The organism is Streptomyces cathayae, from assembly GCF_029760955.1.
GTDB classification, from domain to species: Bacteria; Actinomycetota; Actinomycetes; order Streptomycetales; family Streptomycetaceae; genus Streptomyces; species Streptomyces cathayae.
In genome coordinates, this window is sequence record NZ_CP121683.1 from 72,102 (window position 1) to 94,191 (window position 22,090).

Consider the following 22,090-nt stretch of genomic DNA (forward strand, 5'->3'; position numbering starts at 1 on the left):
CTGCGCGCGGGATGGCATCACCAGCTCCTGCCGTCACTCGCCACGCCGATAGACCCAGTCGGGCGTCAGCGACGGCCGCAGTTCGCGCAGTTCCCGCTTGAGGATCTTGCCGGACGGGTTCGTCGGGAGCTTCTCGACGAGGTAGACCTCCTTGGGCACCTTGAACTTTCCGAGACGTTCGCGGGCGTGCGCGATGAGGTCCGCTGCCTGAAGGCCGGGCCGGCCGACGGCGAACGCAACCGGCACTTCCTGCCACGTGGGGTGGGGTGCCCCGACGACGGAGGCCGACAGGACCAGTGGATGGTCGGCGAGGACGTTCTCGATCTCGGCACTGGACATGTTCTCGCCGCCGCTGCGGATCATGTCCTTGAGCCGGTCGCGGATGTAGAGGTATCCGTCCTCGTCGAGGCAGCCGACGTCGCCCGTGTGGAACCAGCCGTCGCGGAAGGCGTGCGCGGTCGCTTTCGGGTCGTCGAGATAGCCGGGGCTGACCTTCGGACCGCGTGCGATGATCTCGCCGTCCTCCCCGACCCCGACGTCGTTGCCGTCGGGGTCGACGACACGGACCTCGACCCACGGGACGGGAATACCGACGGAGCCCTGCTTGGACTCCATGTGGGCTTCGTCGAGGTAGGTGAGTCCGCTGCATGTTTCGGTGAGGCCGTAGCCCTCGATGAGTCTGGCGTTCGGGAACAGCTCGCGTGCGACCTTGAAGAGCGCCGAGGTCACCTGGGAGAAGATCAGCCACCGGACCATGCTGAGGTCCGCTTCCGCTCCTTCGGCTCTGCGGCGGATCATGTCGAGCATCGTGGCGGCCACGACCATTCCGGTGATGCCTTCGGCCTCGACCGCGGCGAGGATGTCGGCCGGATCGAAGCGGCGCTGAAGGACCATGCAACCGCCGACGTGCCAGATCGCATAGCCGGGGAGGTCGGTGCCGCCGACGTGGTAGAGCGGCGCGAAGTTCAGGATCCGGTCGGTCGGACGGAGCCCGAGCTCGACGATCTGGGCGTGCATGTTGGCGTTCACGTTGCCGTGGGTGAGCAGGACGCCCTTGGGGAGGCTGGTGGTTCCCGACGTGTAGACGATCCGCTGCAGCCCGGATCCGTCGAGCACGGCATCGGCCACCTTCGCTCCGCGATGCGCGTCGATGAGGCTCGCGACGTCGGTCCAGGAGTCGTCGATGTACTCGAGGGAGTAGCGGCGCAGATGCGGGAGTTCTGCGGCCGCTCGTACCGTGAGGTCGGCATACTCGGGAACGGTTGCGACCGCCTCCACACCCGCGTGCCGCAGCAGGTGCGCTACTTCCCCCGGGGTGAGCCGGTAGTTCAGTGGAACGAACACCGCGCCGAGCCTGCTCAGCGCAAGGGACAGGATGAGGAACTCGGGGACGTTGTTGGCCACGATCGCGACGCGGCTCTCGCGCCGCACCCCGTCTGCGGCCAGACCGGCGGCGAGCGCGTTCACGTCGGCATCCAAGTCGCGGTAGGTCCAGCGCCGTCCCTCGAACACGAGGGCGTCCCTGTCCGCGAAGCGGATGGCGTTCAGCGCGAGCGTCCGTGCGAGGTTGGCAGTGCTCACTTCCCGGCCTCCTGTTCCCGAAGCCGCTTCTTCAGGACCTTCCCGGAATCGTTGCGCGGCAGCGTGTCGACCAGGGCGATGTACTTGGGCACCTTGTACCTCGCCAGGTTGTCCAGGCAATGCTGCCGGATGTCACCGGCGGTCGCGGTGGCGGAGCCGCGGAGGATGATGAACGCCTTCGGGACCTCGTCCCACTTCTCGTCGGGGACCCCGATGACGGCGACTTCGGCGACGTCGGGGTGTTGGGCGATGACGCGTTCGATCTCGGCGCCGGCGACGTTCTCGCCGCCGGACTTGATGAGGTCGGTGCGCCGGTCGACGAACCACAAGTAACCGTCGGCGTCCACGCGACCGACGTCACCGGTGAGGAACCATCCGTCGCGGCGGGTGCGCCGGTTGGCTTCGTCATCGTTCCAGTAGCCGGGCGAGACCTTGTCGCCGCGGACGATGATCTCGCCTTCCTCTCCCGCGGGGACCTCGCGGAAGTCCTCGTCGACGATGCGGATGTGAACGCCGGGGAAGGGGACTCCGAGGGCGCCCACCTTGGACTCCTCGTGCGCGGCGTCCATGTAGCAGACGCCGTTGCAGAGTTCGGTCATACCGAACGTGTCGACCAACCGCACGTGGGGAAGCAGGCTCTTGACCCGGCGCCGGACGCTCGGGGCGACGCCGGCGAAGAGCAGATAGCGGAGCCTGCTCAGATCCGGCGCGGGGTCCAGGCCCAGCACGCCGAACAGGATCTGCGCGGCGAGGACCATCCCAGTGGCTCGTTCCTCTGCCGCGATCCGGGCGATGTCCTCGGGCTTGAACGTTGGGGTGAGCACCATGGTGGCACCGGCCACGAACGTGGCGAGACCGGGCGCCTCCAAGCCGCTGACGTGGAAGAGCGGGGCCGTGATGAGGATGCGGTCGTTCTGGGTCAACTCGAGTTCGAGCACCTGAGCGCGGTGGTTGGCAGCCAGGTTGCCGTAGGTGTGGACGACGCCCTTGGGGTGTGCGGTGGTACCGGAGGTGTAGAGAAGCCGGTGCATGTCGTCGGCGTCCTTCTCCGCATCCGCAATCCGGACACCCGGGGGCTGCGCGGCGAGGAGCTGATCCATGCGGTCGCTTCCGGGAACCGCGTCCTGCCCGTTCGCCACCAGCGCCCGAAGCCCTGTCGCGGCCTTCAGCGCCGCGGCGTCTTCACGGAAGTCGTCGTCGTACAGCAGGCAGGTGATGCCAGCCTGCTTGATGATGTAGGCCTGTTCGTTGACGTGCAACCGCCAGTTGAGCGGTACGGAGACAGCCCCGATGCGGGCGAGTGCGAGCAGCTCGATGACGTACCTGGCGGTGTTCCGACCGAGCACACCGACGAGATCGGTCGCACCGACACCCGCACTGAGCAGGGCGCCCGCGTACCTGTCGACATCGGCGTCGAGTTCGGCGTAGGTCCACCGCCGGTCCCCGTCGACCAGGGCTTCACGGTCCGCGCGGCGAATCGCCTGGCCGCGGAGGATCTCGGCGAAGTTGTTAGTGGCCACTGGTTTCCCCCCGGCGGAAGGCGAGGATCTCCTCACGGCTCGGCAGGCTCACGAACTCGAGCAGGTTCCCGTCGAGGTCGCGGGCCGCGAAGGCGGTGATGTAGCCGTAGTTCTCGAGCAGGACCCGGTTCGGCGGGGAGAGACATTCGGCGCCGAGGTCGGTCAACCGATGGTAGAGATCGTCGATCTCATCCAGGGGCACCTGGAAGCTGAGCAGGAACATACCGAGTTCGAGGTGGCCGGCGGTCGCGGTGCGCTGCGTGGTGCCGTTCCACTCAATGAGTTCGAGCTGCCCGATCTGGGTCGGGCCCTGCATGTACTGGACCTTGCCGGTTGTTCCCTTGGGCAGGCCGAGGGAGTCCTCGATGCCGGGGCCGCCGACGTTGGACCGCAGGGTCCTGGTGTAGCCGAGGGCCTTCTCGTAGAAGTCGGCGGCGCGGTCGACGTCGGAGACCGTCATCGCGACGTGGTGAACTTCGCTGACAGGCATGGTGCTTCGCTTTCCTGGCATTCGGAGTCAGTCGGCGGTGCCGATGACTTTCTGGATGAGGGCGACCTCATCGGCGCCGCTCTCCGGGACGATGAAGTCGTCCAGGGAGCAGATGTCGTCCAGCGCGTCGAGGACGTCGTCGGGCGACGCCGGTTTCTCTCCGGAGTACCAGCCGGGGGTGACGCCGAGGAAGATGCGTCCGACCCGGCCGCCGCCGACGGTGAAGATCTGCCGGTTCAGCTCGCACTGCTCGGAGGCGAGGAAGGTGCCGACCGCGGCGACGTGCTGCGGGTCGAACCGGTCGGCGAGCTCCCCGAGCAGGCCCTCGGTCATCCGGGTCGCGGCGGTCGGCGACAGCGCGTTGACCAGAATGCCGCTTCGCGCCCCCTCCAGGGAGAGCACGTTCATCAGACCGATGAGGCCGGCCTTCGCGGCACCGTAACTGGACTGGCCGAAGGTACCGAGGAGCCCGGACGACGACGTGGTGAGCACGATGCGGCCGTAGCCCTGCTCGACCATGTGCGGCCACGCGGGGCGCAGGACGTTGAACGCGCCCGCCAGATGGACGTCCAGGACCGCGCTGACGTCCTCGTCGCTCATCTTCGCGAGGGTGCGGTCGCGGAGGATGCCGGCGTTGTGGATGACCGCGTCGACACGGCCGAACTCGTCGATGGCCTTCCGGACAAGTGCGGCACCGCCTTCGACGGTCGCGACGGAGCCGGCCGACGCGGTGGCCGTGCCACCGCGGGCACGGATCTCTTCGACGACCCGCTCGGCGGCGCCGGAGGAACCCGATCCGTCGACGGCGCCGCCGAGGTCGTTGACCACCACGCGCGCGCCGTGTCCGGCGAGCGTGAGGGCGTGGGCGCGGCCGATGCCGTGGCCGGCGCCGGTGACGATGACGACGCGGCCGTCGAAGCCGACCCGGCCGCTCATCGGTCGCCCTCCCCGGGTTCGCTGCCGAGGACGGCGACGAACGCGACACAGGAACCGGGCTGTCCGCCGAGGTTCTGTGCGACGGCGAGCCTGGCGTTCGGGACCTGCCGTTCGCCGGCCTCACCGCGCAGCTGGGTGAAGCACTCGAACATCATCCGCAGGCCCGTCGCACCGATGGGGTGGCCGAATGACTTCAGACCGCCGTCGGTGTTGACCGGGAGCGCGCCGTCGAGGTCGTAGCGGCCGTCGAGGATGTCGCGCCATGCCTTGCCCCGCGGGGAGAACCCCAGGTCCTCCATGAGAACGACCTCGGTCGGCGTGAAGCAGTCGTGCACTTCCGCGAGCGAGATCTCCGTCGCCGGGTCCGTGACCCCCGCCTGCTCATAGGCCTGCTTCGCCGCGGTGACCACCTCGGGGAACGTGGTGAAGTCGTACCCGTCGGAGGCGAGCCCTGCGCCGGACCCGGCGACGAAGCCCATGCCCCGCAGGAACACCGGCTTCTCGGTGTACTTGTAGGCGTCCTCGGCACGGACCAGGACGGCCACGGCCGCGCCGTCGGAGACTCCGGAACAGTCCATGACGCCGAGCCGGCCGGCCACGCGCGGCGCGGTCTCGACGGCTTCGGCGGAGACCGCCTTCCGGAACTGGGCGCGCTCGTTGAGCGCACCGTTCGCGTGGTTCTTCACGGCGACCTTGGTCAGGGTGCTGCGCATGTCGCGGTCGTCGACACCGTGGGCGTCCTGGTAGGCGGGCACGAGGAGCGAGAACCCGGCCGGGGCGGTCCAGTCGACGTCGGTGCCGTCGGCCGGCGGGTAGACGGCCGAGAGACCCGCCTGGGAGCTGTCCTTCAGCTTCTCCACACCGGCCGCCATGACCATGTCGTAGGCGCCGGAAGCGACGGCGAACGCGGCGTTGCGGAACGCCTCGGACCCGGTGGCGCAGTAGTTCTCGACGCGGGTGACCGGTTTGCCGGACAGGCGCAGCGGGCGGGCGAGCGTCTGGCCGGACATGCCCGAGCCCTGCGTGCCGACCCAGAAGGCGTCGATGTCGTCCAGGGACACCGCGGGCAGGGAGCCGAGGCAGTCCTGGACCGCGTCGACGAGCAGGTCGTCGGCCGAGGAGTTCCAGTGGTCCCGGAACGGGGTGCAGCCCATCGCGACGATCGCAACGTCGTGGGCCATCCTCCTGTTCGCCATCAGTGGCAGTCCTTCCGCGGGCGGAGCTTCCAGAAGTAGTTGTGGATCGCGTCCGTCGTCCAGAGCCGACGGAACGTCGGCACCATCTCCATGCCGACGACGACGTCTTCGGCCGGGGCATCCGTGGCGTAGGCGCTGAGGCGGCCTCCTCCGTCGACGTCGGCGATGACGATCGCGACCTCGGGTTCCGGCATCGTGGTCAGGTGGTCCTGGGTGACCGAGACGACCCTGGCGACCTTGTCGCGCAGCGACACCTTGCTCCGCGCGTCGGCATGGCCGGCGATGCCGCACGAAGCGCAGACGCGGCCGGGCGGTGCGGTGATCGACCCACACGCGCCGCACCGGCTGCCTTCCAGGCGGAACTTCCAGCCGGCGCGGCGGTGCATCGGCGGTGCCGCGGGGGCCGGTGCCGCCGGGCGGGCCGGTCCCTGCACGTCGAGGAGCCCGCGCCAGCGCAGATAGCGGCCGTAGGCGAGGACCTGCCGGTCCTGGATCTGCTCGCGGACCGACGGGCCGCCGCGGGCGGAGCGGACGCCGTCACCGACGCGGAACACAAACGCGTCCGCACCTTCGGTGGCCGAGACCAGCAGGACGGTCTGACCCGGCTGCGCCTCGTCGAGGGCCGCGGCCAGCAGGAGACCGGGGTGTGCGGCGCCGGTGAAGCCGGTCGCGCGCTCGATCCTGGCATCCTCCCCCGAGCCTCCCAGGGCCCTGCGAACGGCGGCCGCGGCACGGGCGTTGGACGATGACACGACAACATGGTCGGCGGTGTCCAGTCCGGCGTCGGCCAGGGCATGCCTGGCCGCCCGGACGGCGGCGGTTCTGAGGATGTCGGCGGTGAACCTCTCGTCCCACACACGGTCGTGCTGCTCTCCGGGGAGCCGCCACCGTTCGAGCAGCTCGGTGGTGCGCCCGGCGCGCGACAGCAGGACCGCGGCACGCCGGCCGCCGACGAAGGCAGCGCCGGCGTCGCCCTGGGCCAGCTCGTCCGGGGCACCCGGACGGGTGAAGCGGATGTCGGCCATCGCCGCGCAGGCGCCGGTACGCGTGACGAGATCGAGGGCGGACGCGCCGGAGCGGTGCCCGCGCAGGTCGACGGCGGCCGCACCCGGGTCGAGGCCGAGGGCCTCGTGCACGATGCCGGCTGCGGTCTTGGCCTCGTACGGAGCGCTGGTGGTCGCCAGCAGGAGCTGGTGTCCCGTTGCGGTACCGCCCACGATGTGCCGCAGGGCCTCGACGGCCATCGTGACGGCGTCCTCGTCGAAACCGGCCACGCTGCGGACGGGACCCGGGTGTGCGGGTGGGGCACCTTCGAGGCTGTTGCTGTTGAGCGCGTACGCGGGCAGATACGCCGCGTACGCGTCGATGCCGTGCTGATCAGGCATAGCCGGCCAGTCTCCCTTCTACTTCCAGGTGGGGATGGCCGCCAGCAGCAGCCGTGTGTAGTCCTGTTCCGGGTGGTCGAGCACCTCTGTGACGTTGCCCTCCTCCACGACGCGGCCGGCCCTCATCACCGCAATGCGGTCGCACAGGTCGCTGGCGAGCATCAGGTCATGGGTGACGAACAGCAGCCCGATGCCGAGTTCGTCGACGAGGGTGCGGAACAGTTCGACGACCTTGGCCTGGGTGGTGACGTCGAGCGCCGTCGTGCACTCGTCGGCGATGACCAGGGAGGGACGGGTGACCACGGCGAGGCCGATGGCGACCCTCTGCCGAAGTCCTCCCGACAACTGGTGCGGGTAGCTGTCGAGCACACGCGCCGTGTCGGTGATGCGCATGTGCTCAAGCACCTCCACGGACCTGCGTCGGATGTCCTGCTTGTCGATGCCGGGGACATGCCGGCGGAGGACTTCGGCCAGGTGGGTGCGCACCTTCATGAGCGGGTTCAGCGACCGGGAGGCGTCCTGGAAGACCATCCCGAGTGCGGAGCCGCGAACCTGCGCGCTGCGGTCCAGTCCTGGCGCGACGATCTGCTCGCCCATCAGTGAGATGGACCCTCCGTCGATGCGCACATTGCGCTCGAGCAGGCCGACGATGGAACGTGCGAGCGTCGTCTTGCCGCTCCCGGACTCACCGACGACGCCAAGGACTTCGCCCTTCCTGACGTCCAGGTCCACCTTGTCGAGGAGCCGGAGGTCACGGTTGGGGAGCCGGGCCGTGATGGACAGCCCTGAGACTGTGAGCAGTTCGGTCATCGCCGCCTCTGTCGTGGGTCGTGGTGCGTCAGCAGGGCGTCTCCGAGGAGGTTCACGAGCAGGACGAGGACGGTGATCGCGAGGCCGGGGAAGAAGGCGATCCACCAAGCCTGGCTCAGGTCGTCCTGGCCGGACGCCAGCATCGAGCCCCAGCTGGACCTGGGCGATACGACGCCCAGGCCGAGGAAGCTCAGGGCGCTCTCGACCAGGATGGCGGTGCCGACTTGAAGGGTGCCGAGGGTGACGATCGTGCCGACCAGGTTCGGCAGGACGTGCCGGAACACGATGCGTGTCTCGGACGCTCCGGCCGCCCGCAGACCGAGGACGAACTGCCGCTCGCGGATGGTCAGCGTGGCCGACCTCGTCACGCGGGCACACGCCGCCCAACCGGTCAGCGCCAACACGAGGAACAGCACGGGAAGCGAACTGCCGCGGTTCGAGATGATCGCGAGCGCGATCAGGATGAACGGCAGCGCGAGCTGGGCATCGATGACGATGGAGATGACCTTGTCCACCCGCCCGCGGCAGTACCCGGCCAGAAGGCCCAGGAGCGTGCCCGGGCCGATGGCGACCAAGGCCCCGACGAGCCCGATGAGGATGGTCAGCCGACCACTCTCGACCAAGTGGGTGAGGACGTCCTGGCCGAGTTTGTCGGTGCCGAGCGGGTGCGACCAGCTTCCGCCCGGCAGGAAGGCCGGAGGCATCCGGGTGGCGTTCAGGTTCTGGCTGCCGTCCGGGAGCATCCCGGTGAGCGGGAGGATGAACACGAGGAACGTGATGACGGCGAGCGGCAGGGACAGCCAGAACACCGGTGTGCGGGCGCGCAGGATGTCACGGAGGCCGGGGGCCGCACCCCCGCCGGCCCTCAGGTCGGACTCGATCGGGCTCATGGAAGCCTCACCTCACCCTCGGGTCGACGATGGCGTGGAGGACGTCGACGAGCAGGTTCAGGAAAACGAAGACCAGCGCACCGAAGACGACGATGGCTTGTACGAGCGGGAAGTCGCGGAACTGGACCGCCTGGAGCGCCAGCTGGCCGAGACCGGGCCACGAGTAGACGTACTCGACCGCGACCGCGCCGGAAAGCAGGGTTCCGGTCTGCAGGACGACAATGGTGAGGATGGGCATCATCGCGTTCTTGAACACGTGTCGCCATACGACCCGGGCCCGGCTGAGGCCTCGGGCGCGCGCGGAGTCGATGAACGGCTCCGCCAGGGATTCACTCATGGACGCTCTTGTCAGTCGTGCGATCTGAGCCATCGGATACAGCGACATCGTGATCGCGGGCAGGATGAGGTGCCTCAGCGATCCGGACTGGCCCGCCGGCAGCCAGCCCAGCTTCACGGCGAAGAGGACCACGAGCATCATGCCCATCCAGAAGACCGGAACGGACTGTCCGAGGAGGGCCAGGATCGAGGCTGCCCGGTCCCACCAGGTTCCCTCACGCGTGGCCGCGAGAACACCCAGCAGCACGCCGATCAGGACCGCGAGCGCCATACCCCCGCCGACCAGTTGGAGGGTGTAGGGGAGGCGGTCGAGAATGAGACTGGTGTTGGACTGGTAGAACTTCAGCGACTGTCCGAAATCACCGGTGAGGGTCCCCTTGAGGTAGTCGAAGTACTGGACGAGGACCGGCCGGTCGAGACCGAGTTCGTGCCGCAGGGCCTCGTGCTGTGCAGGCGGCGCCATGGGGCCGAGGATCGAGGAGGTGGGGTCACCGGACAGGCGCCCCAGTGCGAACGCCAGGCTCAGGGCGATGAGCAGTGACGCGAGCAGTGCGAAGAGTCGGCTTCCGACGCGCCGCAAGGTCGTGGTTCTCATCGGCGTGCTCTCCATCGGGCCCCCGGCATGGCTGCCAGGAGTTCGCGCGTGTAGTCGTTCTGGGGATCCTTGAACACGGTTTTGCAGGGTCCGGACTCGACGACACGTCCGCGGTACATCACATGGACGGCGTCGCAGACCGAACTGACGACTGCGAGGTCGTGGCTGATCAGGAGCAGCGCCGAACCGGTAGTGGCTCGGGCCTCCTTGAGGAGCTTGAGAACGTCGGCCTGGACGGACACGTCGAGGCCGGACGTGGGTTCGTCGGCCACGATGAGCCGCGGCCGCATGAGGAGCGCCCGGGCGATGCAGACCCGTTGGGCCTGCCCGCCGCTGAGCTGGTGCGGGTAGCGGTCGAGGATCTCCTCACCGAGGCGAACCTGTTCGAGGAGATCCTCGTCGCTGGTCCACGAGGTCCGTTCGCGCTGGAGAGCGCGGAGCTCGTGGAGACCGGACCGAACGGACTGGCGCGGGTCGAGCGAGCCGTGCGGGTCCTGGAACACGACCTGCACCTCCGGGCGAAGCGCCCGCAGTTCCTTGCGGCCGATTTTCCCCAGCGAACGGCCGAGGAGCTGGATGTCGCCTTCGCCTCGCGGACCGAGACCGGTTGCGGCCATGGCCAGCGTCGTCTTTCCCGAGCCCGACTCGCCGACGATCGCGACGCTTTCGCCTGCGTGGACGCACAGTGACACGTCGTCGACCGCGCGGAACACCTCACCGGTGCTCCGGTTACGGTGCTCGACGACCAGGTTGCTCACCTTGAGCACCGGGGAGGATGCAGCTGCGAGGCGGGGAGCATCGGCCGGCAGCTCCGTTTCCATCCGTTCGGACATCGTCAGAGAGCCGTCTTCGTGAAGTCGACGGTGTTCAGCGGGCCGAACTCCACGCCCTTGACGTTCGGGAGGGTCGCGTAGTTGAACACCTGTCGGTACAGGGGCACGTAGCAGTGCCTGTCCACGACTCCGCTCGTGTTGAGCTCGTCGTAGATCGGGGCGGCCGCCTCGGCGTTGTCCTGCTGGAGAGCCTTCGCGATGAGCTTGTCCGTCTTCGGGTCGGGGCAGTTGCCCGTGATCGACGTGGTCTTCATGAAGCCACTGGCGAAATAGTCCGGGATCGGGACGTTCGGGACACCGGCGAAGATCGAGACGCCCGGAACCTCCCGTCCGATGATGCGCTTGGTCAGAGTGCCGTAGTCCAGCGGCACGTACTTGACCTTGAAGCCCACCTTCTCAAGGTTGCCACCGACCGCTTCGGAGACTTCCTTGATGTTGGTGTACTGCCCGGCCGGGTAGCTGATCTGGACGGTCGGGGACGCGCCGCCGACGAGTTCCTTCGCCTTGGCCGGGTCGGGCGTCACGCTGCGGCTCGGTTCTGTGCCGGGCTTGACGTTGAGCAGACCGGAGTCGGCGACCGCCTTGCCGTCGAAGATGCCGCTCACGATGGCGTCACGATCGATCGCCAGCGCTGCGGCTTCACGCAGCTTCGGGTCCTTGAAGGGCGCCTTCGTCGAGTCGATGAACGCGATGATTTTCATGGCCGTGGTGGTGCTGACGACGTCGAGACCGGCCTTCTTGGCCTCGTCGGCCTTCGTCGGGGGGAGGTCGAACGCGACGTCGACGCTCTTGCTCTGGACGAGAGCGAGTCGTTGTGAAGCCTCGGTCGCCCACGAGAAGGTGACGCCGTCGTTGCTCGGCTTGGCGCCCCAGTAGTCCGGGTTCTTCTTCACCGACATGTCACGCCCGGCGTGCGAGCCCGCCCACAGGTAGGGGCCGGTGCCGACCGGAGCGGCCGCGAAGCCCTCCGAGCCCTTCTCCTTGTAGTACTTCGGCGGAACCAGGTAGACCGTGGTCAGCAGCTCCGGCAGGTCGTACTGCGGGGTCTTCGTCTTCACTACGACGGTGGTGGCGTCGGGGGCCTCAGCCGACACGATGTTGGTGAAGTACGTCTTGAGCTGCGAGGCCTCACTGTCGCGAGTCAGTAGAATGGTGTTGGCCACGGCGGCGGCGTCCGCCTTCTCGCCGTTGGTGAAGCTGATGCCCGGCCGCACCTTGAAGGTCCAGTTGGTCTGGTCGGTCCGGGTCCAGCTTGTGACGAGGCCGCTGTCCACCATGTTGAGGTCGGCATCAAGCTTGATGAGCGGCTCGAGCATGGTCGCCCAGACGACCTGCCCGGACCGGGGGCCCACTATCGGGTCGAGCGTCGCGGGCTGAGCCGCGAGCAGCGCCCGGACGACGTCGGGTCCAGAGGCCCCGCTCTTGCCGGAGTCGGAGTTTCCACACGCGGCGAGGCCTGAAGTCGCGATGGCGAGGGCCAGTGCGGGGGCCATCATCTGGCGGGGGCGCAAGCGGTTCTTGTTCATGTTCGTTCTCCACAGCGCTGGGATAGCCATGTCACCGAACTGCCTGTGACGGTCGCCACAAAGTACCGACCGGGCGGTATTAAGTCAACGGGCTTCGCGGTGCAATTAATACCGACTGGTCTGTATGATGCAAGGCATGGCTATCACTCTGACCCGCGAGCGAAACGGCTGCGTCGCCCACATCAGATATGACAACGCGGCACGTGGCAATAGCTTCGACGGGGAGCTCCTCGGCGAGCTGGTGGACACGCTCGAAGCGGCGGCGCTCGATCCGATGTGTTCGGTCATCCGTCTGGACATGGCGGGCAGGCACTTCTGCGGGGGCTGGGACACGACCTCGTTCGGCGACCTGTCGGCCTCGACGGCCGAGTCGGTCGCCGCCGCGCTGCGAAGCAGTGACGAGATGCTCGGCAGGATTCGTCGGCTTCCGGTACCGGTGGTGGCGGGCGTCCGCGGCCAGGTCATCGGGTTCGGCGCCGGCTTGCTGAGCGCCGTGCACCTTCCGGTGGCGGCCGCGGACACCCGCTTGTCGCTGCCCGAGGTACGGTTCGGTTTCGCGCCCGCGGGTGTGGGGCACACCATCGCGCAGGCGCTGCCGCGGGCTCAGGCATACGCGCTCCTCACCGGGGCGACGACTGCGAGCGGCTCCCAGCTTCTGGCCTGGGGGCTGGTCACTCGCGTGGTTCCGGAGACCGAACTCGAAACCGCCGTCCACGAGTTGGTCGAGACGCTGGCAGCGGTGCCCGGCCAGGCTCTCCGGGCCGTGGTCAAGGTCGTCGAGTCGAGTTTGGCGACCGGCTCGGCCGACGAGTCGTACCTGGCCTCGGCTCGCACGATCGTTGCTGGCGTGCCCGCTGGTGGTGTGCGATGAGCGCGCCGTTCCAGGCGGGCGAGGCTGTCTGGGTCGAGCTGTGCACGACGGACCCGGACGCGGCTACGGCATTCTACTCGTCCCTCCTGGGCTGGTCCGTCCGTGAGGAGCGCATCGGCAGCGCCGTCTACCGGATGTTCAGCCTGAACGGCCGGGACGTGGCGGGCATTTCGGATGCCGCAACGCTCCATGGCGGCCGACCGCGTGGATGGATCACCTACTTCGCGGTCGATGACATCGACCGCGCCGTGCACCAGGCGGTGGCGCTGGGCGGTGAATTGGTTTCGGTGCCGCGGTATCTTCCTGCCGCCGGCACCGGGGCCACGATCGTGGATCCCTTCGGCGCGGTGTTCGGGCTCTACCAGGGTGAGACGCGAGCTGGAGTCGAAGCGCTGAATTCGGTCGGCGCGCTGTGCTGGAACGAGCTCAACACCGGGGAGCCCGCGAAGTCGGTGTCGTACTACCAGTCGCTGTTCCACTTCGGAACGGTCCAGCGGGAGTCGGCGACTTCTCAGCTGTACACGGTGCTGATGCTCGGTGATGTTCCCGTTGCCGGGGTGCTTGAGCTCGACAACGAATGGCCGAACCGTCTGCCGTCGAAGTGGATCACCTACTTCGGCGTTGCGTCGCTGAGCGAGGCGCTCAGCCGCGTCGTCGACCTCGGCGGCACACCGGGGGTCGGTCCGGTGGACAGCCCCCACGGCCGCCTGCAACTGGTGCGTGACCCGGTGGGTCACGCGGTGTGCCTGATCGAACTGAAGGACGGACTGCGTCCGGCCAACTTCCCTACGGACCCGGTGGTGACCACATGATGACCGAGCCCCTACTCGATTCCGCTGATTTCCGCCAGGTGTGCGGACACTTCCCGACCGGCGTGACCGCCGTCACCGCTGTCACCGACGAGGGCGGCTACGCGGCGCTGACCGTGAACTCGTTCACATCGGTTTCCCTGGAGCCGGCGAAGGTACTGTTCTGCCTGGCGACGGCGTCGTCGAGCTTCGCGGTCCTCAAGAACGCGCGGAGGATCGCCATCCACATCCTGGCCCAGGACCAGGAGGACATCGCGCGCCGGTGCGCGACCTCGGGGCTGACGGGCGCGGACAAGCTGGAGGGTGTGGCGTGGACGGCCGGGCCGGACGGTGTCCCGCTGATTCCGGGAACGTCGGCGATTCTGACGGGCACGACCGATGAACTGATCACCAGCGGCGACCACGTCATCATCCTGATCGACGTCGATCATGTGCATCTGAAGCCGTCGCCGGTGCCGGCGCTGTCGTTCTACCGGGGTCGGTTCTCCTCGCCCACTGCCGTCGCCGCCGACTGACCGACAGGGCCTCCCGGGACCGGGAGGCCCTGTGCGCGTCCGATACGGCCGAGCCAGAGCGGCCCTGACGGGTGGTGGGACGCCTCAGTGACTCGGAAGTCGACTCGTTTCAGACGACCAGGCCGTCGAGGACGAGTGTGCAGAACTGGTCCGTGACATCGTCGACGCTCATCGTTCCATCGGGGTTGAACCACTGAAACGTCGAGGCGCACATCCCGATGATGCCGAAGGCGACGATGCGGCTGGTCACGTTGGAGCGGAATTTCCCGGCGTCGATGCCGTGTTGGACGATTCCGCAGATGAGCGCTTCGAGTTCGTCGCGTTTCTCGGTGACGGCTCGGAGGTGCTCACCGGTGAGGTGCCGGCGCTCCTGGTAGAAGATCGCGACGTGGGCGCGGTAGGACGCGACACCACTGAGGCTGAGCCGGATGAGCGCCCGTAGCTGGTCGGCGATGTCAGAGTGCTGTTCGACGATCGCGCGGGCGGCTTTGATCTGGGTGTCGAGGTACTCGTTCTGGATCTGCCACAGTACATCTTCTTTGCTCTGGAAGTGGTGGTAGAACGCACCCTTGGTGAGGTTGGCGCCGTCGACGATCTGCTGGAGCGTGGTTCGGTCGAATCCTTCCTGTTCGAACAGGTGAAGTGAGCTGTCGACGAGTGCACGGCGGGTACCCTGCGGGTCGTAGCCCTGGGGCCAACGACGCCTCCTCGACTTGGCCGTGGTTTCTGCGGGTTCTGTCATCGTGTTCCTCGGGAGGGTGCCTAGTCGTAGTAGCGGAACAGCATTTCCGCGATGCAGCATGGCTGGGACTCGGACGCGAACTCTATGACCACCGAGGCCTTGGCCTGTACGCCTTCGGCAGGGTTGTCGTCGGTTGCGGGGATCGGTTCGGCGGACACCAGCGTCGCAGTGCCCTGGATTTCGGTGCCGGGCGGGAGCGGGCGGATGAACCGGACCCGGTCGAGTCCGTAGTTGACGCCCATGGAGAACTCCTTGACCTCGAGGATGTCCTGGAGGAGCCTCGGGACGAGGGCAAGGGTGAAGAACCCGTGGACGACGGTGGTGCCGAAGGGTCCGGCCTTGGCCCGCTCCACGTCGACGTGGATCCACTGGTGGTCCTTGGTGATGTCGGCGAACTGGTTCACCTCTGCCTGGGTGACGACCTGGACTTCACTGGCCCCGAGATCCTTGCCGACGAGGTCGAGGAGCTGCTTCGGGCCGGCGATGGTGGTGCGGCGGGGAGGTCTCATCTTCTCTGCTCCGTTCCGACTGGGTCGTCATGAACCAGACCGGGTCACGACGTGCACGGGAAGGGCCTTCCTCTTCTTCATACCGACTAGATGGTATCTCTTTTGCCGCAAGCTCAACCACCGGTTCAAGAGGTCCGGCGCGGCGGGACCGGGAGCCCGAGGAGTCGTCCGCACCATGATCTATCTGCTCGCCACGCGGATCTTCGCGTGGCTCGCTCTGCTGTGTCGACCCTACTCGGCGAAGAACGCCAAGTCTCATCCTGCGGCACGAGGTCGCGGTGCTGCGCCGTCAGGTCTCCGCGCCCAAGCCCGGCTGGCCGGACCGGGCGCTGCTCGCCGCGCTCGCCCGACTGCTGCCCCGAGCCCTGCGCGGGCACCGGATCGTCTCCCCGCTCACCCTGCTGGCCTGGCACCAGCATCCGGCGAAGAAGAAGTGGATGCAACCGTTCTCTCCGGAACGCCCGGCTCTGCCGGAAGGGCATTGTCACGTTGGCTGACCGGCCTGAGACGATCTTGGAGCTGGTCGTGCCAGGGAGGGGTTCGCTCGTGTCGTCCGCGCCGCCGTCGTACAAGGGTCACCGGTACCCGGTGGAGATCATCGCGCACTGCGTGTGGCTGTACCACCGCTTCCCGCTCAGCTTCCGCGAGGTCGAGGAGTTGATGCTGGAGCACGGCGTGCTCGTCTCCCACGAGACCATCCGGCGGTGGTGCCTGAAGTTCGGGCAGTCCTACGCCAACGCACTGCGCCGCCGACGCCCCCGCCCGGGGGACAAATGGCACCTGGACGAGGTCTTCATCAAGATCAACGGAGAGCGGAAGTACCTGTGGCGGGCGGTGGACGCCGACGGGATCGTGCTGGACATCCTCGTGCAGAACCGCCGTGACAAGGCCGCGGCCAAGCGGTTCTTCAGGAAGCTGATGAAGGCCACCCAGTCGGTGCCACGAGTGATCGTCACCGACAAACTCCGCTCCTCCGGCGCCGCCCACCGCGAGGCGATGCCCTCCGTCGAGCACCGCTGTCACCAGGGCCTGAACAACCGGGCCGAAAACAGTCATCAGCCGACGAGGCAGCGCGAGCGCGCGATGAAAGGCTTCCGCTCCGTCGGCGGGGCGCAGCGGTTCCTGTCCGCGTTCGGCGGTATCTCGCCCCACTTCAGGCCCCACCGCCACCTGATGACAGCCTCCGGCTACCGAGCCGAGATGACTATCCGCTTCGCGATCTGGGACCAGATCACCGGCGCTGCCGGCCGGCCCGCCGCGGCCTGACCCCAGGCCCGAAGCGCAAGCCCACCACGCCCCGACGCGCCATCAGACAGTCACGCACCCAACAACATGACAACGCCCGGCCGCGCGTATTCCTCACGTGCCATCCGCAGCCAGCTGCGACGCCGGGGCATCCGTGCGGTCATCTCGCAGCCGTCCGACCGAGTCGGCCACCGCCTGCGGCGAGGCCGACTCGGTGGTCGTCCGCCCGGCTTCGGCAGCGAGGCATACAGGCAGCGGAACACCGTCGAGCGGTGCATCAACCGCCTCAAGCAGTGGCGCGGCCTGGCTACACGAACCGACAAGCTCGCGATCGCCTATCAGGCCGCACTCCACCTCGCGGGCATCCTCAACCGGCCGGACACGACGCTGACCGAAGAGACAGAACCTAAGCCGCGACGAGCCAGGTCGTCTCAGCAGTCAGCCCCGCCCGGCACTCAGCCGGAGCGGGACTGATCAGTATGTGTGGCGTGAAGGGCGGTCGCCTACGCGGCGAAAGGCTCTGCAGGGCTTCAGCCGAACGATCGTCCCTGCAGGCGATAGATGAGGCCCGGGACACTGTCCCCTCCACCACGTTCCTTTCAACCGTGCGAGTCCGGCAGATGTTCCCGGGCAGGAGTCTCGTTTTGTGAGGGCGGTTCTGGCAGATCGGGGTGGCCGTGGATCCAGGACAGGCCTCCCAGATCCAGGCGCCGGCGAGTGCGGGTGACGGCCACGTAGGCCAGGCGGGCTTCGGCACCGTCGATGGGGCCGGGCGGCGCCGGAACGCCCGTGCGATCGCCGAAGTGGTTGTCCTGGGTGCGCTCGAAATCGTCGGCGATCAGCACACAGGGCCATTCGCGCCCCTTGGCCTTGTGGGCGGTGGAGACGGTGACCTGGGCGTGCGGTTCGGGGACAAGGTGGTCGACGGCGGTGAGGATGGCCTCGGTGCCGTGGGTGTCGACGAGGTGGACCAGGGGCTGTAGGTCGCGTCCGGCCGGGTCGTGGGCGGCATAGTCCTGCAGGTCGCCCCAGGAGGGGAAGAGGGTCAGTTCGGGGTGGTGTGTGCGGCGGCCTTCCTTGAGGTCGCGGGCGGCGAGGGCGAGGGTGCGCAGGCTGTCTCCTCCCCCGGCCAGGGCGACGGAGTATCCGGCGGCCATGAGGGTCATGACCTGGGCCATGGCGCCGGCGTTGGTGCGGCACAGCACAGCGTCCGGGCGGGTGATGGGGCCGAGTTCGGTGGGCACGGTGGGGGTGCCGGTGAGGCGGATGGGGGCGTCGGCCAGGTGGAGCCAGCGGTTGGCTTCCGCGGCGAGGTCGGGGCCGAAGCGGAAGGACTGCGAGAGGGCGAGCTGGGTGCCGTCGAAGCCGGTCATGACGTCCTTGGCGCCGCGCCAGTGGTAGATGGCCTGGGCGGAGTCGCCGACCATGACCAGTTGGGCGTGGCCGCGCTGGTGAAGGAAGATCTGTTCGACGACGGGGTTGGTGTCCTGGGCCTCGTCCAGCAGCAGGAAGTCCGCTTCGAGTTTCGGGTGGGTGAGGGCCCAGATCTTCAGGTAGTGGTCGTGGTCGAAGCGCACCGCGCCGTCGTCGGGGTGCTGCAGGTCGGCCCAGGCCTTGTGGGCGAAGGGCACGATGTGGGCGGCGAGAGCTGGGTGTGGAGGTCGCTGTCTTCCAGGTTGCGCAGGCGGGGGACGTGGTGGCGGGTGATCGTGGTGTCGGCGGTGTGGCAGAAGCGCATCACGGTGCGCAGGGTGGCGTTGGAGAGGGCCTTCTGGGTGACGTCGCGGTCGCCGATGCGGAGGGCTTTGGTGAGGCCGAGGGCTTGTCCGGTCTGCCAGGCCGGGCGGCGGGGTGCGTTCAGGCGGCGGGTGTAGCGGTGGCCGACGGCGGCGTAGGCCAGGGCGTGGGCGGTCTTGCACAGGACGTTCTTGGGGAAGCGGGCCGCGGCGTCCTGGGCGATGGCGCGGTTGTAGGCGAGGTAGCGGCCGCGGCGTGTGGTGGTGCGGGCGAGCAGGGCCAGGGTGGTGGTCTTGCCGGTGCCCGCGCCGGCCTGGACCGTCAGGTGGTCGCCGGTGGTGAAGGCGTCGGCTGCGGCGGTCTGCTCGTCGGTCGGGTTCATGGCGTGGGTCCTTGGGGGGTTCGGGTGAGTGCGTGCCCCATCGCGGCCAGGAGGTGGGCGGGGGCGGTGTGGGCGAGAAGCCGGCGTACGTCGTGCTCGAGGCGTTTCACTTCGTGATCGGTGTGCTCGGCGAGGGCCCGGTGGACGGCTCGTTCCAGGAGGCGCTCGGGCTTTTGTCCGGTCTGGAGGGCCGTCGTCTGAAGGGCTGTGTGTGCGGCGGGCGGGAGGGCGAGGTTGAGCAGCACCTGTCCGCTCGCGTCCGGGTAGTGGGTGGTGATCACGTCGAGGGGGAGCCGGTCTGTGAGGCGTCGGCGCAGCCGGTGGGCGGCCCGGTCGGGGGTCTTGGCGGGTACGAGTGCCATCAGGCGGGTGGTGTCGCAGTTGGCGGCGAGCGGCATCCTGCGGCAGGCCGCGTCGAGTTCGGCCGGGTTCAGGGGGCGGGTGAGGGTGATCTCCAGGGCGTGGTGCGGCATTTTTCACCGCCGGTGGGGCTGGGGCGGCGCGGGGTGCGGCAGCCGGGTGTGGAGGTGGGCGGCGTGCAGGAGCGGGTCGAGGGGCTGCCAGTCGGCCAGGGCCAGGTCGGCAGCGGCGGGGGCGGCGGTGTGGGTGGTGCAGCGTTGGGCGCGCCAGCGCAGTTGCTCGGCGTAGGGCAGGTGGTTGAGATCGTAGACGGCCATGCTTCCGCCGGGGAGGGCGAGTTGGCCGCGGTGGGGCTGGATGGGCAGCAGCGTCCAGCGCCCGGCCGGGTGGGCCGGGTCGAGGATCGGCTGGGTGCAGCGGTGGCGCTGGCGGGTCTGGGCGATGCAGCGGATGTCTGCGACGGGGCCTTCGCCGAGGTAATGCGTCAGGAGAATTCGCACGACGGGTCGGACCGGCCGGTCACGGTCGGTGTTCGGGAGCGTGGTGGCGGGCGTGGGGGACGCAGGGGTGAAGGTGCCGGTGTCGATCAGGCGGCGGGAGCGCACGGCGAGTTGGCGGCGCAGCGCCATGAGGCGGGGATCGGTGGCGCGGGGGTGTGTGGTGGGCCGGGGGCAGAGGGCGGCGTGCGGGATGCGGCACCAGCCGCTGCCGTCGTCATGGGGGTGGGCGATGCCGCCGCTGAGGTGCCAGCGGCAGGCTTCGGGCACGTCGGCGGTGGCGACTTCCGCCGGGTGCAGGGCGATGGGCCGGTGGTCGGTGCGCTGGTGCCAGTCGATGCGGTTGCCGCAGCTGCGGCAGCGGCCGGTCTGTCCGGCGCGCAGCAGGCGGCTGGGGCTGTGCGCGGCGACCTGCAGGGAGCGGCGGGGCTGGCGGGGGCGGGGGCTGCCGTCCCAGTGGTGGCCGGGGGTGGAGTGGGGGCGCATGGCGGGCAAAGTGCCAGGCGGCACGCGGTCATGGGGGGTGCTGCGGCGGGGATGTCCCCCGGCCGGCCCAGCGCGCCCGAACGGATCAGCCGGTATGCGATCGGGCGTTCGGTGTCTGCTCGTCGATTCGGGTGATTCCTTGCGCTCCCTCTTTATGCGGAGGGGGCGGTGTCAGGGGGTGTGGGTGCCGGGCGGGGTGTGGTCGGAGCACAGGGCGCCCAGCAGGTGGTCGATCGGCACGTCGAAGGCGTGGGCGAGGGCGTGCCAGGTGGCGACGTTGCCGGCGGCGCGGCCGTGTTCGAGGTCGATGAGGGTGCGCCGGGCCAGGCCGCTGCGGCTGGCGAGTTCGTCGAAGCTCCAGCCGCGTTCGACCCGTAGGCGCGCCAGCTGGAGGCGCAGTGCGGTGGTGTCGGGGTCGGGCGGCAAGATCGTCACCCCACCATCCGAAGGTTCGGATATCCGCCCTGTCAGTGCAGATTTCTGCACTATTTACTGGGAGCGGGTGACGTGCGGTACAAGGATCCGCACTACCGTGCGTCCGTCTCCGGCCTCCTGGCGCCGGGGCACCGGCCATCGCAGTACGGACAGTTGGGAGGACGACCAGCCGATGAGGCTTGCCGGCGCGCATACCGCGGTGCGGCGTATCTGGACAGTGGAGCTGCGTCCGCGAGCGGGCGGCCTGACGCTCGCCTGCCTCTCCTGCGCTCCTCCTGCCGCTCCCCTGGAGGCCGCCTCCGCACGATCCGCCGCCCTGACGCATCTGGCCCGCCATGCCCGCACCGACGCATTGCCGACGTACCTGCGCAGCTGCCAGTGCCGAACGCAGGGCTGCTGGTGGCATCCGCGGCACCGCGGGTGTGCCGGGCCGGTACTGCTCGCCCTCACCCGCGACCGCAGCGGCCGCACCTGGCGACTGGCCGACACCTGCGCGGCCTGCGCGGCGGCCACCAGCCATACCGCCGCCGTGCCCGACACGCTGATCGGCTCCTCCCGGCCGCACCCCTCCCCCGGCCGACCAGCCCCCGCACACCCCGGGTTTCGTCCAGGGCTCAAGGAACAGGTGCGCGTGCGGGAGACGCTCACCTACCTCGCCGCCGCGCTGCCCCGGTTCACCTCCCCCGCCGCCCGGCTCCTGGCCCTGCAATGCGCCCTGCGCACCGACACCCGCGCACGGGTCCGGCTTCCGGTAGGCCTGCTGCGCGGCATGCGCCTGCGCGGACACCGCGAACTGTGGCAGGAACTGGCCCACGTCGGCTGGCTGGAACCGCCGGACTTCAAATCGGCACCCGTACAGCTGCGGCTGCTCGATGCCGCGGCCCTGGACCAGGCACCCACTCGCCGCGCCCGCCGCCGCGCCGCCCACTGGGCACTGCACCCCGCACCCCTGGCCCTGCCGGCCGCGCCACCCGCACTGCGGCTGACCGCCCTGGTGCTGGCCGCACACGCCTCCGCCCACGCCGAACACCGCGTCGAGATGGACATCCTCGCCCGACTGTGCGGGCACTCCCCGCAGCAGACCACAGAACTCCTCGACCGGCTGGTGGCATCGCAGACCCTGGCCGGCTGGCAGCACGACCGGGAAACCGACGAGATCTCCTGGCAGTTACCAACACTGCCCCGGCCAGGACACTGACACCGGCCGGCAGGCAACCGCCCCCTCTCGAAGAGCCAGGGGCAGACAGCTCTCGACAGCAACGTCCGGTTCCCCCGCCGTTGCCGGGTCTACGCTGGCGCAGGCCGCAGCCCCCGCGGTCCCGCACACAGTCCAGTGCGCGGACAGCCCGCTCCCCGACCACGCGCACACACCGACACCTCCCGGCGGCGTGGCCGGCGAGCCGA

Annotated in this window: 22 protein-coding genes and 2 pseudogenes; 7 read left to right on the forward strand and 17 right to left on the reverse strand. The window is 68.9% G+C overall.

The window, feature by feature from the left end; all coding sequences use genetic code 11:
- Nucleotides 1-33 precede the first annotated feature (33 nt).
- The 11 genes from PYS65_RS34450 to PYS65_RS34500 are packed head-to-tail and all read right to left on the reverse strand — an operon-like array spanning nucleotide 34 to nucleotide 12,098.
- The gene (locus PYS65_RS34450) at nucleotides 34-1,581 is read right to left on the reverse strand and encodes a class I adenylate-forming enzyme family protein (RefSeq protein ID WP_279338244.1); all 1,548 of its coding nucleotides are present in this window, start codon (nucleotides 1,579-1,581) and stop codon (nucleotides 34-36) included.
- The gene (locus tag PYS65_RS34455) at nucleotides 1,578-3,101 is read right to left on the reverse strand and encodes a class I adenylate-forming enzyme family protein (protein WP_279338245.1); all 1,524 of its coding nucleotides are present in this window, start codon (nucleotides 3,099-3,101) and stop codon (nucleotides 1,578-1,580) included. Before PYS65_RS34455 ends, PYS65_RS34450 begins: the two co-directional genes overlap by 4 nt.
- Nucleotides 3,091-3,591, reverse strand: a complete 501-nt coding sequence (locus PYS65_RS34460) for a VOC family protein (protein ID WP_279338246.1) — start codon at nucleotides 3,589-3,591, stop codon at nucleotides 3,091-3,093. The genes PYS65_RS34455 and PYS65_RS34460 overlap by 11 nt, the downstream gene beginning before the upstream one ends.
- A 27-nt stretch (nucleotides 3,592-3,618) precedes the next feature.
- Complete coding sequence (locus PYS65_RS34465; RefSeq protein WP_279338247.1) at nucleotides 3,619-4,527, reverse strand: SDR family NAD(P)-dependent oxidoreductase; 909 nt, start codon at nucleotides 4,525-4,527, stop codon at nucleotides 3,619-3,621.
- Nucleotides 4,524-5,723: an acetyl-CoA acetyltransferase gene (locus tag PYS65_RS34470; protein ID WP_279338248.1), complete on the reverse strand. Its 1,200-nt coding sequence runs from the start codon at nucleotides 5,721-5,723 to the stop codon at nucleotides 4,524-4,526. Before PYS65_RS34470 ends, PYS65_RS34465 begins: the two co-directional genes overlap by 4 nt.
- Nucleotides 5,723-7,108 carry a hydroxymethylglutaryl-CoA synthase gene (locus PYS65_RS34475; RefSeq protein WP_279338249.1) on the reverse strand — a complete coding sequence of 462 codons (1,386 nt, stop codon included), beginning with the start codon at nucleotides 7,106-7,108 and terminating at the stop codon, nucleotides 5,723-5,725. Before PYS65_RS34475 ends, PYS65_RS34470 begins: the two co-directional genes overlap by 1 nt.
- An 18-nt stretch (nucleotides 7,109-7,126) precedes the next feature.
- A complete protein-coding gene (locus PYS65_RS34480) occupies nucleotides 7,127-7,918 on the reverse strand; it encodes an ABC transporter ATP-binding protein (protein ID WP_279338250.1) in 792 nt (263 codons plus the stop codon).
- Nucleotides 7,915-8,808 (reverse strand): ABC transporter permease, encoded by an 894-nt coding sequence (locus tag PYS65_RS34485; RefSeq protein ID WP_279338251.1) that lies wholly within the window; start codon nucleotides 8,806-8,808, stop codon nucleotides 7,915-7,917. The genes PYS65_RS34480 and PYS65_RS34485 overlap by 4 nt, the downstream gene beginning before the upstream one ends.
- A gap of 7 nt (nucleotides 8,809-8,815) precedes the next feature.
- Nucleotides 8,816-9,739, reverse strand: a complete 924-nt coding sequence (locus tag PYS65_RS34490) for an ABC transporter permease (RefSeq protein WP_279338252.1) — start codon at nucleotides 9,737-9,739, stop codon at nucleotides 8,816-8,818.
- A complete protein-coding gene (locus PYS65_RS34495; RefSeq protein WP_279338253.1) occupies nucleotides 9,736-10,560 on the reverse strand; it encodes an ABC transporter ATP-binding protein in 825 nt (274 codons plus the stop codon). Before PYS65_RS34495 ends, PYS65_RS34490 begins: the two co-directional genes overlap by 4 nt.
- A 14-nt stretch (nucleotides 10,561-10,574) precedes the next feature.
- Nucleotides 10,575-12,098, reverse strand: a complete 1,524-nt coding sequence (locus PYS65_RS34500) for an ABC transporter substrate-binding protein (protein ID WP_279338254.1) — start codon at nucleotides 12,096-12,098, stop codon at nucleotides 10,575-10,577.
- Between the two features lie 136 nt (nucleotides 12,099-12,234).
- Between PYS65_RS34500 and PYS65_RS34505 the strand changes: the two genes are divergently transcribed.
- Genes PYS65_RS34505 through PYS65_RS34515 form a run of 3 tightly spaced genes read left to right on the forward strand, consistent with a single transcriptional unit; the run spans nucleotide 12,235 to nucleotide 14,293 of the window.
- The gene (locus tag PYS65_RS34505) at nucleotides 12,235-12,969 is read left to right on the forward strand and encodes an enoyl-CoA hydratase/isomerase family protein (RefSeq protein ID WP_279338255.1); all 735 of its coding nucleotides are present in this window, start codon (nucleotides 12,235-12,237) and stop codon (nucleotides 12,967-12,969) included.
- Nucleotides 12,966-13,781: a VOC family protein gene (locus PYS65_RS34510; RefSeq protein WP_279338256.1), complete on the forward strand. Its 816-nt coding sequence runs from the start codon at nucleotides 12,966-12,968 to the stop codon at nucleotides 13,779-13,781. The genes PYS65_RS34505 and PYS65_RS34510 overlap by 4 nt, the downstream gene beginning before the upstream one ends.
- Nucleotides 13,778-14,293, forward strand: a complete 516-nt coding sequence (locus PYS65_RS34515) for a flavin reductase family protein (RefSeq protein ID WP_279338257.1) — start codon at nucleotides 13,778-13,780, stop codon at nucleotides 14,291-14,293. Before PYS65_RS34510 ends, PYS65_RS34515 begins: the two co-directional genes overlap by 4 nt.
- A gap of 109 nt (nucleotides 14,294-14,402) precedes the next feature.
- On the opposite strand, the gene PYS65_RS34520 is transcribed toward PYS65_RS34515, so the two are convergent.
- Together PYS65_RS34520 and PYS65_RS34525 are read right to left on the reverse strand one after the other, a co-directional pair.
- Complete coding sequence (locus PYS65_RS34520) at nucleotides 14,403-15,035, reverse strand: TetR/AcrR family transcriptional regulator (protein WP_279338258.1); 633 nt, start codon at nucleotides 15,033-15,035, stop codon at nucleotides 14,403-14,405.
- 20 nt (nucleotides 15,036-15,055) lie between these two features.
- Nucleotides 15,056-15,544, reverse strand: a complete 489-nt coding sequence (locus PYS65_RS34525; RefSeq protein WP_279331595.1) for a MaoC family dehydratase — start codon at nucleotides 15,542-15,544, stop codon at nucleotides 15,056-15,058.
- Between the two features lie 278 nt (nucleotides 15,545-15,822).
- On the opposite strand from PYS65_RS34525, the gene PYS65_RS34530 reads away from it, so the two are divergent.
- The 3 genes and pseudogenes from PYS65_RS34530 to PYS65_RS34540 form a co-directional block, all read left to right on the forward strand.
- On the forward strand, nucleotides 15,823-16,041 hold the full coding sequence (locus PYS65_RS34530) for a hypothetical protein (RefSeq protein WP_279337799.1): 219 nt from the start codon (nucleotides 15,823-15,825) through the stop codon (nucleotides 16,039-16,041).
- Nucleotides 16,042-16,090: 49 nt separating this feature from the next.
- Nucleotides 16,091-16,810 carry an IS6 family transposase gene (locus PYS65_RS34535; RefSeq protein ID WP_279338259.1) on the forward strand — a complete coding sequence of 240 codons (720 nt, stop codon included), beginning with the start codon at nucleotides 16,091-16,093 and terminating at the stop codon, nucleotides 16,808-16,810.
- 81 nt (nucleotides 16,811-16,891) lie between these two features.
- A pseudogene (locus tag PYS65_RS34540) lies at nucleotides 16,892-17,263 on the forward strand (transposase); the annotation flags it as partial.
- 125 nt (nucleotides 17,264-17,388) lie between these two features.
- On the opposite strand, the pseudogene PYS65_RS34545 reads toward PYS65_RS34540, so the two are convergent.
- From PYS65_RS34545 to PYS65_RS34560, 4 genes and pseudogenes are all read right to left on the reverse strand, one after another.
- A pseudogene (locus tag PYS65_RS34545) lies at nucleotides 17,389-18,908 on the reverse strand (UvrD-helicase domain-containing protein).
- Nucleotides 18,905-19,381 carry a hypothetical protein gene (locus PYS65_RS34550; protein ID WP_279337796.1) on the reverse strand — a complete coding sequence of 159 codons (477 nt, stop codon included), beginning with the start codon at nucleotides 19,379-19,381 and terminating at the stop codon, nucleotides 18,905-18,907. Before PYS65_RS34550 ends, PYS65_RS34545 begins: the two are co-directional and overlap by 4 nt.
- Before the next feature lie 3 nt (nucleotides 19,382-19,384).
- Nucleotides 19,385-20,251: a DUF6083 domain-containing protein gene (locus PYS65_RS34555; RefSeq protein ID WP_279337795.1), complete on the reverse strand. Its 867-nt coding sequence runs from the start codon at nucleotides 20,249-20,251 to the stop codon at nucleotides 19,385-19,387.
- A gap of 171 nt (nucleotides 20,252-20,422) precedes the next feature.
- Nucleotides 20,423-20,686: a helix-turn-helix transcriptional regulator gene (locus PYS65_RS34560; protein ID WP_279338260.1), complete on the reverse strand. Its 264-nt coding sequence runs from the start codon at nucleotides 20,684-20,686 to the stop codon at nucleotides 20,423-20,425.
- Nucleotides 20,687-20,783: 97 nt separating this feature from the next.
- Between PYS65_RS34560 and PYS65_RS34565 the strand changes: the two genes are divergently transcribed.
- Nucleotides 20,784-21,884 (forward strand): hypothetical protein, encoded by a 1,101-nt coding sequence (locus PYS65_RS34565; RefSeq protein WP_279337794.1) that lies wholly within the window; start codon nucleotides 20,784-20,786, stop codon nucleotides 21,882-21,884.
- Nucleotides 21,885-22,090: the final 206 nt, after the last annotated feature.